At 34.3% G+C, this 14,495-nt stretch carries 8 protein-coding genes; 1 reads left to right on the top strand and 7 read right to left on the bottom strand.

Going from position 1 to position 14,495, the window contains the following annotated elements:
* Positions 1 to 110: 110 nt before the first annotated feature.
* From MHI13_RS21190 to MHI13_RS21220, 7 genes are all read right to left on the bottom strand, one after another.
* Entirely contained in the window at positions 111 to 6,191 is a 6,081-nt protein-coding gene (locus MHI13_RS21190; protein ID WP_340761968.1) for a lectin-like domain-containing protein, read from the bottom strand.
* 495 nt (positions 6,192 to 6,686) lie between these two features.
* A complete protein-coding gene (locus MHI13_RS21195; protein WP_064210608.1) occupies positions 6,687 to 8,015 on the bottom strand; it encodes a hypothetical protein in 1,329 nt (442 codons plus the stop codon).
* Between the two features lie 339 nt (positions 8,016 to 8,354).
* Positions 8,355 to 9,005 carry an SDR family oxidoreductase gene (locus tag MHI13_RS21200; protein WP_064210607.1) on the bottom strand — a complete coding sequence of 217 codons (651 nt, stop codon included), beginning with the start codon at positions 9,003 to 9,005 and terminating at the stop codon, positions 8,355 to 8,357.
* A 192-nt stretch (positions 9,006 to 9,197) separates the two neighbouring features.
* Positions 9,198 to 10,007, bottom strand: a complete 810-nt coding sequence (gene phnE, locus MHI13_RS21205; RefSeq protein WP_002434989.1) for a phosphonate ABC transporter, permease protein PhnE — start codon at positions 10,005 to 10,007, stop codon at positions 9,198 to 9,200.
* Complete coding sequence (gene phnE / locus MHI13_RS21210; protein WP_002435050.1) at positions 10,004 to 10,810, bottom strand: phosphonate ABC transporter, permease protein PhnE; 807 nt, start codon at positions 10,808 to 10,810, stop codon at positions 10,004 to 10,006. Before phnE (MHI13_RS21210) ends, phnE (MHI13_RS21205) begins: the two co-directional genes overlap by 4 nt.
* A gap of 1 nt (position 10,811) precedes the next feature.
* The gene (gene phnC, locus MHI13_RS21215; RefSeq protein WP_002435031.1) at positions 10,812 to 11,585 is read right to left on the bottom strand and encodes a phosphonate ABC transporter ATP-binding protein; all 774 of its coding nucleotides are present in this window, start codon (positions 11,583 to 11,585) and stop codon (positions 10,812 to 10,814) included.
* A 119-nt stretch (positions 11,586 to 11,704) separates the two neighbouring features.
* A complete protein-coding gene (locus tag MHI13_RS21220; RefSeq protein WP_037579261.1) occupies positions 11,705 to 12,670 on the bottom strand; it encodes a phosphate/phosphite/phosphonate ABC transporter substrate-binding protein in 966 nt (321 codons plus the stop codon).
* A 234-nt stretch (positions 12,671 to 12,904) separates the two neighbouring features.
* On the opposite strand from MHI13_RS21220, the gene MHI13_RS21225 reads away from it, so the two are divergent.
* Positions 12,905 to 14,464, top strand: a complete 1,560-nt coding sequence (locus MHI13_RS21225) for an Ig-like domain-containing protein (RefSeq protein WP_002435033.1) — start codon at positions 12,905 to 12,907, stop codon at positions 14,462 to 14,464.
* The last annotated feature ends 31 nt before the right edge of the window (positions 14,465 to 14,495 follow it).

Below are 14,495 nucleotides of genomic sequence, written 5' to 3' on the forward strand. Positions count from 1 at the left end.
AATGATATCAAAAAGGCTAAGGAGATAAATAAATTAGTTTTACTTGTGATAGTAATCATTTTATTTATATTACCCTAGCCTTTTTAATATTAAGTAACTAATCGCTATGATTAATCTTCATTATTTTTTCTATCTTTATTTTTATCCTTTTTAGATCTTCTAATTAATCCTAAACCAGCTAACATTGTTAATACTATTGAAACTAATCCTCCTCTATTTGTTTCATCTTCACCAGTATTAGGTAATGATTTGTCATTTTGTTGATCTGAATGTTTTTCACCATGTTGAGTCACTTGATTATGATTGTGTTCATTTTCAGAAGTGAAATTAGATTCTTTATTCGACTGATTAGAATTAATGAATTCTGAAGAATCCATACTACCACTAAGATGTTGTTCACCTGGATTTTGGTGACTAGGTTTGAATCCACTAGGATCCACAAGCGAACCTTGATGGTTTGAAGAATCCGAGTTGCTTGTAGATGTCGATGTGCTAAATGATTCTGAACTACTTGTGCTCATTGAAGCACTATCTGAGTCGGATGTGCTCGTACTATCTGAAGTACTTACACTATTTGAAGTGTTCCCGCTCGTTGATGTTGATGCGCTTATTGATTCACTTGTTGATGTCGAATTACTGTCTGATGCACTTACTGATTCAGAATTACTCATACTTGTTGATGTGCTAATTGATGTTGACATGCTATCCGAACTTGATGTTCTACCTGACATAGAGACACTTTCTGAACTTGATGTGCTACTAGAGTTAGAATCACTAATTGATTGAGAATTTGATGTTGAATCGCTGTTTGAAAGCGATACGCTCGTCGATGTCGAATCACTTAAGGAATCTGATGTTGATGTACTTAGTGATTCTGAACTACTCATTGATGTTGAAGCACTGATTGATTCTGAAGCCAAGTATGATGGTAAATCAAATTCTGGCAACGATGTGCTAGTCGGTTCAACCATAGAGGATGAGAATTGACTCTTAGATGATATTGACTCACTTTCTGATTCAGATGTACTCATACTTGTTGAATCGCTAATTGAAGTGCTTGTGCTTATAGATGTACTTCCTGAGGTAGAATCACTTAATGAGCCTGATGTACTGTCACTTAGCGATGTGCTAGTACTTAATGATGTTGATGTTGAGTCACTTAGTGACGCGCTTTCACTGTTTGAAGCACTCATTGAAGTACTTGTACTGTCTGAGGTACTTAGACTTGTTGATACACTGTCGCTTGTTGATGTTGATGTGCTCTCGGAGTCTGAAGTGCTTGTTGAGTCGCTTGTGCTTATTGACGTTGACGTGCTCTCTTTAGTGGATTCACTGTCTGAAGTACTTAATGATTCTGAAATACTGTCAGATAATGACATACTTGTACTTGCTGATTCGCTATCAGATGTACTTATTGATCCAGATGTGCTCTCACTAGTTGATTCACTTAATGATGTACTTGTGCTATCTGAGGTGCTTGTACTATTAGAACCACTTGCGCTCGTTGAGGATGATGTACTCGTGCTGCTTGATTCGCTCATACTTGTTGAAGATGAAGTGCTTGTACTTGCTGAGTCGCTACTTGATGTGCTTGTAGAAGTTGAAGTGCTTGCGCTTGCTGAATCACTATCAGAAATACTTATAGAGTCACTTGTGCTACTTGAATCACTTGTTGATGAGCTTGCACTTGATGAGTCGCTTTGTGACGTACTTAAACTATCGGACGTTGACGTGCTCTCTTTAATGGATTCACTGTCTGAAGTGCTTAATGATTCAGAATCACTAGTAGATAAAGATGTGCTTGTACTTTCTGATACGCTTGTACTTTCCGATTCACTTGTACTTATTGAACCTGATGTACTGCCTGATAATGACGTACTTTCACTTGTTGAATCACTTTCTGATGTGCTTGTTGATTCAGACGTACTTACGCTTGTTGAATCACTCTCACTTGTGGATTCAGATGTACTTTCTGATTCTGAACCACTTATTGACGTGCTTTCTGATTCACTTGATGAGTCAGATGCACTTTCTGATGCACTTGTTGACTCTGACGCGCTTTCTGATTCACTCGCGCTTGTTGATCCTGATGTACTTTCTGATTCTGAATCACTTATTGACGTGCTTTCACTTTCTGAATCTGATGCACTTGTGCTTGTTGATTCGGATGTACTGTCAGATGTTGACGTACTTAGTGATTCAGACGTGCTTGCGCTTGTTGAATCACTCTCACTTGTGGATTCAGATGTACTTTCTGATTCTGAACCACTTATTGACGTGCTTTCTGATTCACTTGATGAGTCTGATGCACTTGTTGACTCTGACGTACTGTTAGATGTTGATGTACTTAGTGATTCAGACGTGCTTGCGCTTGTTGAATCACTCTCGCTTGTGGATTCAGATGTACTTTCTGATTCTGAACCACTTATTGACGTGCTTTCACTTTCTGAATCTGATGCACTTGTGCTTGTTGACTCTGATGTACTATCTGATAATGACGTACTTTCACTTGTTGAATCACTTTCTGATGTGCTTGTTGATTCAGACGTACTTACGCTTGTTGAATCACTCTCACTTGTGGATTCAGATGTACTTTCTGATTCTGAACCACTTATTGACGTGCTTTCTGATTCACTTGATGAGTCTGATGCACTTGTTGACTCTGACGCGCTTTCTGATTCACTTGATGAGTCAGATGCACTTTCTGATGCACTTGTTGACTCTGACGCGCTTTCTGATTCACTCGCGCTTGTTGATCCTGATGTACTTTCTGATTCTGAATCACTTATTGACGTGCTTTCACTTTCTGATTCTGATGCACTTGTGCTTGTTGACTCTGATGTACTGTCAGATGTTGACGTACTTAGTGATTCAGACGTACTTGCGCTTGTTGAATCACTCTCGCTTGTGGATTCAGATGTACTTTCTGACATTGATTCATTTTCCGAATCAGATGTGCTCGTTGACTCTGACGTACTCTCACTGCTTGACTTACTTAGCGATTCACTTGTACTGCTTGAATCGCTCATGCTCGTAGAGGCTGATGTACTTGCACTTGCGGAGTCACTACTTGATGTGCTTGTACTTTCCGAATCACTCTCGCTTGTTGAAGTTGACATACTCTCACTATCCGATTCACTTGTACTTGTTGATTCTGATGTACTTTCTGATTCTGAACCACTTATTGACGTGCTTTCTGATTCACTTGATGAGTCAGATGTACTTTCTGATTCTGAACCACTTATTGACGTGCTTTCACTTGATGAGTCACTATCTGATATGCTAGTGCTTGCTGACTTACTTGTACTCTCTGATGCTTTTTTCGAATTACTCTCACTTATTGATTTTGACGTACTTTCAGCTGCTGATTTACTTTGAGAATCTGCAATACTTGTACTTTTTGATTCACTTAAACTTGTTGATGTACTTAAGCTTGTCGATGCTTTTTGTGAGTTACTTAAAGATTCACTTGTACTTTTTGATTTACTCTCACTGATTGAATTTGACTCACTTTCCGACGTTGATTTGCTTTGAGAATCTGATATGTTTGTTGACGCACTCTCTGAATTTGCCTTACTTGTTGATGCGCTTTCTGAATCCGACTTACTCGTTGATGCACTCTCTGAATCCGCCTTACTTGTTGATGCACTTTCTGAATTAGCTATACTATTGCTTTTTGATGTTGAAAGGCTCTTACTTGAAGAAGTAGATATGGAATCACTAGTACTATTTCTAGTAACATCATACTTAAATGTAGACGTTGATGTATTTCCAGTCTCATCCTTTGAAGTAATAGTTATGGAAAAACTACCCATTTTACTTGGCGTGCCACTAATCGTATTCGAATCAAATGTAAGACCATCTGGCAATCCTGATACCTCGTTAACTACCTTAGCACCGCTATTATCTGTTGCACTAATAGTAATTGGATTGATTGGGTTATAAACTTCTGATGATTGATTACTAATCTGTGTAATCGTTGGTCCAGTAGAATCTTTAACTGTAATGACAAAGCTGCTATCTGAAGCATTACCAGTTGAATCTTCAGAATGCACTTGTACAGTCGTTGTACCTATATGAGTAGGTGTACCTGTAATGGTATTAGTAGTACTATCAAATGATAATCCATCTGGCAATCCTGTTACAGTTGTTTTAACCGGATCTGAACTATTATCTGTAACTGTAACGCTAATTGGTGACGTAGGTTTCCCTACTTCTATAGTTGGATTACTGACACTAATCGTCGGTTTTTGTGCATCATTAAATTTGTAAATAATATTTTGACCAGCATTAGTTAATTTAACTGTTCCAGTACTATCTATATAATTAGGTGCACCAGTACTATCTACACCAATATAGTTATATCCCTTACTCTTCATTGCATCTATTTGTTTATCAATAGTCGCACTGCCATCAACTTCACCAGCATATGTTTTAAGAGGGATAATGTCTTTACCTGTTTTAGCATCCACGTATCTTACTTGTGCCGTAGCAGATTGTGTATATTCAAATTTACCGAATTGAACTTGTTGAAGATTTCTAGCCCCACCTGTAGACGCAGTCATTGATAAAGAAAACGTCGTAGAACCACTTCTTTTAATCCAGTCGGACATGTTTTTAGTCCACGTTTGACCTGCATATGTAATGGTCATAACTTTTGTGTCACCATTATAATCAATTATAAATTCTTGGAAAGAATTGTCTGTTGGTTGAACATTTAATTTAGCTGCAGTGCCGGGTTCAGTTGTTGCCATACCTCTAGCATCTGTTGATACAAATGCACCAAATGCGCCTCCGCCACCTACATTAGATGGATCGGCATAAGCTTTAGAAGCAACACCTGGATCACTCGTATTATGGTAAGTATCCAATTTGAAACCAAATGCATTTTTTAATCCACCTATACCTAGAGCTGCACCTTCTTTACCAATCTCACCTAGATTACCAGGAGAAAAAGCAAAACCTATACCGTCTCCCCCCACGATAGCAGTCTTACCTGTCCCTTCATTATGTCCTTCATATCTACTACCAAGGTTAACCTTACCAGTAAAACGAAAACTACGATTTGAATCTAACCGTGTATTTAAACTAATGGCACCTTTCACACTATTCACATCTGGCGTTAAAGTGACTATACCTGTGTCTTGATCAAAAGTCGCGGAACCTGAAACATTCATATGATCGTTAAAGTTATCTTTAGTTACTACTACTGAATTTGAAGATACGCTTGACGCAGTAGTTGTTGTAGAAGCAGCTGGTGTAGCTGCCAATGTTTTAAAGACACTCATTCGACTGAATGTTCTCAAGTTACTTACTTTTGATGTCGATGATTCACTTGCTGATTGAGAGTTCTTATTAATAGTCGGCTTTTCTGAAGTATGAGTGCTTGTTTGGTTATTAATAGTATCTTTTTGAGTTGCTGTTTGGCTATGTTGAGTAAGTGTAGATTGACCCTCTTTTTTATTATTTGAACTTTCTGATGTTGATTTTAATTGTTGAGATTCCTGAGAAGTTTTTTCTGATGTGGATGTATTCTTAGGTTGTTGGGAATTTTTGTCATTATTCGTGGATGATGTATTTGAAACAGTTGATTTACTTATAGAAGATTTTTCTGAAGATGATTTAGATTGTTCGCTATTTTGTGCTTTATTCGTACTTTCACTAGCTTCTTTTTTTATGCTTTCACTATTTTGATTGCTTTCTACAGCTTTTTCGCTACTAGATTCGTTTTTATTTATCACTTCTGATGATGATGTTTTAGTAGTAGAATTTTTGATTTCACTACTTTGCTGCGTGGAATTTGACGTTGTGTTATTCGTTACCTTTGCTTGCGAATTTCTTATAGTAGTAGAGTTTTGATTGGCAACTGTTCCGCTATTAGATGAAATTTCTGAAGTCATTGGCGTCTCAGAAGCAGCTAACGCATGATGATCTTGAAGCATGTTGAATGTGAACGCTCCGCCGACTAGGGCCGTTGTCTTAGCAGCATTCTTCTTGAATCTACTACCTTTATTATCTTTAGTTTGGCTTTCTTTTTTAATATTTTTACTTAAAAAAGGCACTCCCATTGTTCTTAATAATTCAAATTCACTAATACTCGCTTTAACCCAGTTTTTACCGGACTTATAGAGTTTGACCCGGGCTTTTTCTTGGCCAAGACTCTTGTTAAAATCTCTTTCTTTTTTTGACATAATCGACCTCTCACTTATCCCTAAAAATTTGTGAAAAATAGTTATTTATACCATAAATATTCATTTTCTTAAGTATATAACCCGCTATATGTAAAAAGCAACCAATTTAACACAATATTTATATAACTAAATTTTAAAAATATCGTTACGGTATCTTTATACACTTTAGGTGTAATGAGATGCTTAGATAAGCGTGATTTTTTCAAAAAATAAACAAAAATTTTACCTCATAACTATTGAAATTAAATTCTTTTTATGAAAGCGTTATATTAATTTTATAGGTAAATCAATTAGGATTTAAATCGTTTTTAGCTATAAAATAAGTTAAGCTTGATGTATTAATATACATAAAAATGCATATAATAAGCCGACTTGATACATAGGGATTCAAGCCGACTTTATTGTTTTTCATTAGATTATTGGCAATTTATCTAAAGACATATACATTTATTTAAATTTCAAATTAATAAATAAATGTATATAGGACAACCTTGATTATATATTTCTTTTATCAACCTCTAAAGATTTTTTAACCATTTTATTCTTACTATCCTTATGTAAACCATCCTTGAGATAAATCCCCCAAAGAATGTAACAAAGAGCACCGATATTTATTGCGTTAAACATTACGATTTCTATGGTATTAGTCAGTAAGGTTGCTATAAAGAGCACAAACGTGAGTTTAAACATATATGTGGCTAACAGCATAACCTTTAATACATATATCACATAACAAGCTAAACCAATTACCCCAGTAAACATGATAAGTTCAAAAATCATATTCCCTGCGACTATATCACTATTTTTAGTCAAACCGTGCAATGACATACCAAATCCATTCCCCATAAGCATATGAGTTTCTAGCACATTCTCGATATTTTTAATTTGATTATCCTTTGGCATTAAAACACTCTTAACTGAGTTACCATTTAACACAAAGCTTTTAATTAAATAATGAATTGACGGTTGAAAGATACTTAATATGATTATTGAAATTATTAAGGGAATCGTTAAATATTTATAACGCTTTTTCAAAATTAAAAGCAATAAAGAGATAAATAAACATACTATAAATACAAACCATGCCAACTTAGAATGAGTTACATAAAGTTCAAAAATTCCCGACATCATAGCAAACATAACGAAGAAATTAAATTTATGATATTTCATAGATGAAATAATGAGAGTTAATAAACCTAATATAAGAAAGACTGCAAACGTATTTGAGTGATTGAAGAACCCTTTAAATGATTGTTCTTGAGAAAGAACTTTTATTAATGACATCACTAAAGGTATTAATGTAAAAAGAATGAATGTTACAACTTGATTCGCTAGCCATTTAATAAGTTCATCTACTTCTTTGATAAGATAAACTAAAGTAACAATAATGATTAATGGAATAAAGTAATTAATGAGTTTAATTATTGAATAAAGAGGATTATTAGATGTAATCAAAGACATTATGATATAAATTAGCATCAAAGTGATTGAAGCTAAAGCAAAGGTAAATATCAGATAGCTTTTCACCCAACGTTTGATATGTCTAATTAAGAAAAATATTCCTATAACATAAATGAGAATGTAAATCGCATATGTAAGATCATACGCGCTATCACTCATGTCGAAAAATGAAATCATTAAATTTCTTATAGTATAGAGGTAAATAAGTTGGATCACTCCAAGTATTCCTCTCTTTAACAAGAGAACCGATAAAATAATCGCTAAAAGTAGCAACCATTTATTATATAAACTCATTATAAAAATAAGACTTATCAATGTATTTTCTCTTAGAGTATGTTTATGTATTTTTAAAAAACGTTTCATTTAAATGTACTCCAAACCTTCTAGTTGTAAATTCTATTATGATGTTCTTGGAAATGTAAATTGGGAACTTAAGTCTATAACTTATACGCTATAAATATTACAATCTCTTATCTATCGTTGATCTCAAACCTACTTTCACATTTAAAGATAGGTTAAACTTTATATATCCAATCATTTTATAATTCTATTTTTATTAAATAGCTTTCTATAATTATATCACGAGTTGTTAGGACACGAATACTTAATAACCACTACCATGATTCAACATAAGTCTAATAACCTTAAATTAAAAACCCGTTCAAAATGTTTTATGAACTTTGAACGGGTAGTATATATCACTTATTTTATATTGTTGATTGCATCCTTAATATCAGTTTGACCTGTTTGAATGAAGATATCTTTACCTTCAACTGCTGACGCATCAAGAGCTTCGATTAATACAGTTGCTACGTCTTCGCGAGGAATTGTATAGCTATTAGGATCTCTTGTGATATCTAATTCAGCATCAATTTTACCTGTACCTTCTTCATTTTGAAGTGGACCAGGATGGACAATGGTATAATTTAAATTTGAATTTTCAATATATAGATCTGAGAAATGTTTAGCTACAGCATATGGTTTCATAACATCAGTTTCTTTATCAGGTTCAACACTATCTGTAGCACTTAAATGAACAAATTTCTTCACTTGATGTTTAGTAGCGTAGTCCACAGCTTTTTTAGCTCCCCACAAATCTACTAATAAAGTTTTATCTGCACCAGTACTACCACCTGAACCTGCTGTAAATATGACACTATCTACGCCTTCAAAAGCACTTGAAAAATCTTCCTCTAAATCTTGGACAACGACTTTATCTGCACCTAACTCTTTTAGTTCACTTACTTGTTCTTCTTTACGTACAAGTGCTACAGAGGAATGTTCAGTGTCTTTTAATTGCGAAATAACTTTTCTGCCCACTGCACCATTTGAACCAATTACTAGTACATTCATCATTAAAAGCTCCTTCCTCGAATTTTATATGCACATGCATATTAACATGCGTGTCATTCTCACTCAACTCTTGTGCTTACGCTCGTAAAACTCTTTTTCTTTTAAAAAATAAGTATACCTGACGTCTTATTATAAATCTTTATGATTCATAACTTTTTAGACGGTAGGCATACTTATTTTCAGATAAAATGACTAAACAATACGCTTACGAATAGCACCAGATATTAGGTCGACAATCGCAACCATAATCACTAATCCTATTAAGATGATACCCACACGATCCCATGAACGTGTTTGGAGTGCAAAGATTAATGGCGTACCAATACCTCCTGCACCTATTAATCCTAGAATAGAGGCAGAACGTAGATTTAGTTCAAATCGATAAAGAATTAATGATATAAATGAAGGTAATATTTGTGGTATCACTGCAAATATTAATGTTTTAGTTTTATTAGCACCACTAGCTTTTAATGATTCAACAGCACTAAAATCTAAACTTTCAATATCTTCAACAAAAAGTTTCCCTAACATTCCAACGGAGTGAATACCTAATGCAAGTACTCCAGAGAATGAACCTGGTCCTACGGCTTTGATAAAGATAAGTGCCATTACAATTTCTGGAAATACACGAATAATACTTAAGATAAATTTACTTATGCCAGTTACTGGTCTTAACTTCACCATATTTCTTGCACCTAAGAAAGCAAATGGAATACATATAATAGAGGCAATGAATGTCCCTATTACTGCAATTGCAAATGTTTCTAATAGTCCTCTAAGTAAGTCTTCACCGGCAGGAATATATATGTAGCCTAGATCTGGATGAAATAAGCCTTTGAATATGGACTTCAATATTTCAATCGATTTACTTTTTAATTCTAATGCTGGCATACCTGCAAATGCCCAAATAATAATCGCTGCTACAATAACTGCAATAATCCAATTTTTTATAATTCTCTCACGATATCTCTTTGAATTGAGTTTGTATTTTTGTTCATTCATGCTAATTTTTCCCTCACTTTCGAACTTACAAAATCAATAATGACAACGATGAGGAGAGTAAATAAAATAATCATTGCCGTTTTCTTGTATTGGAATAAACCTAGAGTTTGATCGTAAAATAATCCAATACCCCCTGCACCTACAAGTCCTAAAACTGCCGATGCACGAATATTAATTTCAAAAGCGAATAAAACATATGACATGAATGAAGAAATTGCTTGAGGAACAACACCAAAAACAATCCATTTAACTTTATTTGCTCCTACAGCCGTCATTGCTTCCATAGGTCCTGGTTCAATTGTTTCTAATGATTCATATAGTAACTTTCCGATGATACAGATAGTTAATATGAATAATGCTAAAACACCAGGAATTTGACCAATACCAAATACCGCAACAAACACTGCTGCTAAAAGTAAGTCTGGAATTGTACGTACAATGTTGAGAATAAATCGTGCTGGAATAGCAATCCACTTAGTTTGGACGATGTTGCTTGCACATAAAAGAGCTACAGGTATTGATACAATACTCCCTAAGAATGTGCCTACAATTGCCATACGAATTGTATCTAACATTGGTTTCGTAATTTGATCTAAGTAACTCCAATCTGGTGGTACCATCTGTCCAAAGAATGCACCAATTTGTGGAATACCTATCATTAAATCTCCAATACTAAAACCTGTATAAATAAAGCTCCATATGATGAGAGCTGCTATAAGAATAATTGTAAAGCTTGTTTTAATTGACATCTTTTTATTTAAATATTGATCATATTTACTCGTTGATGATGTAGGTGTTGCCATTTTACTCCACCCCTAACTTTTCATCTTCGTTAATTGACCGACCATAAATATGATTGAATACATCGTCATCCGCTTCACTTGCTGGTCCATCATAGACAAGTTCTCCAGCTCTAAGACCTATGATTCTAGATCCATATTCCTTTGCTAAATCTACAAAGTGTAAATTGATTAAGATTGTAATTCCTAATTCTTCATTAATTTTCTTTAAATCATCCATAACTTGTTTTGTTGTTAAGGGGTCTAACGATGCAACAGGCTCATCCGCAAGAATGATTGCTGATTCTTGGCACAATGCTCGCGCGATTGATATGCGTTGTTGCTGTCCACCTGAGAGTTGATCTGAGCGTTGATCGTACTTATCTAGAATGTTCACTCGCTCTAAGGCGTTCATTGCTTTGATTTTATCTTCTTTAGGGAATAAACCGAGTACCATTTTCCAAGTTGGATGATATCCCACTCTGCCACTTAGTACGTTTCTTAGTACGGTTGAACGTTTTACGAGATTGAAATGTTGGAAAATCATTCCAATGTTACGTCTCATTTCTAATAATTGTTTGCCACGCGCTTTCGTAATGGATTGTCCATCAATTGTAATATCACCTGAAGATATATCATGTAGGCGATTGACAGATCGTAGCAAAGTCGATTTCCCTGCACCTGATAAACCAACAATAACGGCAAAATCACCCTTTTCAATGTTTAAATTGATATTTTTTAACCCCACGTGCCCGTTAGGATATACTTTATTAACATCCTTGAATTCAATTTGACTCATAACAAACACCCTTCTTTTATAAAGAAAAGCTAAGAAGCTGAATAGTTGATATCATCATCTTTCATTCAGTCTCCTAGCTTTTCTATTTTTTGACTCTATTCAATTTATCGTATGGTTGATTACTTCATGTCTTGAACTTCTTTTTCATATTTTCTTACGATATCGAAGTTAGAATCCTTTGTATCTGTGTATCCTTCGTGTGAATATACTTCACTAATGATTTTGTGACCTTTTTTAGATTTAGCGATGTCTTTAAATGCTTTTTTAAGTTTCTCTTGGAATTTTTTATCCATATCCGGACGTACTGAAATTGTATCGTTAGGAATAGATTCAGTTAGTTTTAAAATCTTAGTATCTTTAAAGACATTTGGTTGGTCTTTTTTAACTATAGTACGTGCATCTTGGAATACTGCAGCTGCATCAACGTCACCATTTAATAAAGAAATAACAGCTTGATCGTGACCTTTAACATTTACAATCTTCATATCTTTTGTAGCATTGATACCTGTTTCTTTTTTAAGTGTAGCTAATGGGAATGTGTACCCAGCTGTAGAAGTTACATCTTGTAGTGCGATTTTCTTGCCTTTTAAATCTTTTAAGCTCTTAATTCCTGAGTTTTTCTTAACTAAGATTTCAGATTTGTAATCATCCACTAATTTTTTATTAGATGAACCGTCTTTATTAACACCGTAACGTTGTGCTTGAAGTAATAAGTCTGCTGCTTTTTGATCATGAGCTAAAGTATAAGCAGTTGGTGGTAAGAAACCAACGTCTACTTTTTTAGACTTCATCGCCTCAACAATTGTGTTGTAATTCGTTGATACTGATACTTTTACAGGAATACCTAATTTATCAGATAATAACTTTTCTAAAGGCTTTGCTTTCGCTTCAAGTTTGTCTGCATTTTGAGATGGTACGAACTGTACAGTTAATTCTTTAGGTTTATAATCACCCGAACTTGAACCAGAATCTGATCCACTATCTGAACTTTTCTTATTGTTATCTAATGAACTAGAGTTCCCACACGCTGCCGCAAAGATAACTACCGATAATACAAGTACAACTAAAAACTTAAAATTCTTCATTCTCATAACTGTCCCCTTCACAATATAAGTTAGTGTAATATGTATATTTTAGAAACCATATTTATAGATTAGCACATCTAATAAGTAATGAGTATTTAATTTTAATTAAATTTATAAAAACTTTATATTAATTACTAAGGCTTTGTAAAAATATCGTTAAGTCTCTACTTACCCTCCAATTTTTATACTATAATTTTGAAAGGTATACATTTTTAATGAGGAGTAAATAAAGAGATGAAATTATTTAAAGTGTTAAGTTCAACTGTTTTAGCTACTGCCATTTCTGTAACTACGATTCAATCAGCTCATGCAACGACACAATCTACATCTTCAAGTTCGGGCCAATCTGACCAAACCGTGCTTTTCGATAACTCTCATGCACAAACAGCTGGTGCCGCTGACTGGGTAATTGACGGTGCATTTTCAGATTATGCAGATTCTATGAAGAACAAAGGATATAACGTTAAAGAATTAGATGGAGAAGCAAATATTAGTAATGAAACACTTAAAAATGCTCATATTTTAGTAATTCCGGAAGCTAATAATCCATTTAAAGAGAAAGAACAACAAGCTATTGTTAACTTTGTAAAACGTGGGGGTAGTGTCATATTTATTTCAGACCACTACAATGCAGATAGAAATTTAAATCGAATCGATTCATCTGAATCTATGAATGGATATCGTCGTGGTGCTTACCAAGATATGACAAAAGATATGAATAGTGGAGAGAAAAACTCTAAAGCAATGCAAGGTGTGAAAAGCTCAGATTGGCTTTCTAATCAATTCGGCGTTCGCTTTAGATACAATGCATTAGGCGATTTAAATACTCAGAATATTGTATCTAGTAAAGAGAGCTTTGGAATTACTAAAGATGTGAAATCAGTATCTATGCATTCTGGTTCAACTCTAGCTATTACTGATCCTGATAAAGCTAAAGGTATCGTATATATGCCTAAAAACTTATCTAATAAACAAAAATGGTCTCACGCCGTAGACCAAGGTATTTATAGTGGTGGCGGTACTAAAGAAGGACCTTACATAGCTATTTCAAAAGTTGGTAAAGGTAAAGCTGCATTTATTGGAGATACTTCACTTGTAGAAGACAGTTCTCCTAAATATAAACGTGAAGATAATGGCAAATCGAAAAAAACATATGACGGCTTTAAAGAACAGGATAATGGAACACTTTTAAAAAATCTCACAACTTGGTTAGGAAAATCAGATAGCCATGAATCAATGAAGGATACAGGTGTCAAACTTGATAATAAAACCCCATTACTAAACTTTGAAAAACCTGAAAATTCCACTGAACCTCAACATGAACCTTGGTCACAGCCAGAAAAAGGCTATAAATGGTATGACCGTTCAACTTTTAAACCTGGTAGTTACGGTAGTTCGCAAAGTGGGTCTGATAATAATGATGAAAGTAGCTCTAATGACAATAGCAACTCACACCATGACCAAACTGGCAACGCTGAATTCAACCTACCTCAAAGTATTCAGCCCAAGCATCCATTTAAAGTAACAGTAAAACTTAAAGGTTATGATGCAAATAGTACAATTAATAATTTAACAGTTGGTATTTATAAAGATGGAGGTAAACAAATCGGTAGCTTCTCATCAGATGGGTCCCAATTTAGTCAACCAGGCTATAGTAAAGATCAAACTGTTAAAACGGATAGTAATGGAGAAGCAACATTAACACTTACTGCTAAAGTTTCTGAAGATATTAATGGTGCTCATATTCGACTCAAACAAGGTAAAAAAGTAGTTACAACTACAGACATTCATTAACACTATAGATATAATATTTAAAAAGAGGTCG

Source organism: Staphylococcus sp. FSL K6-0223, assembly GCF_038008285.1.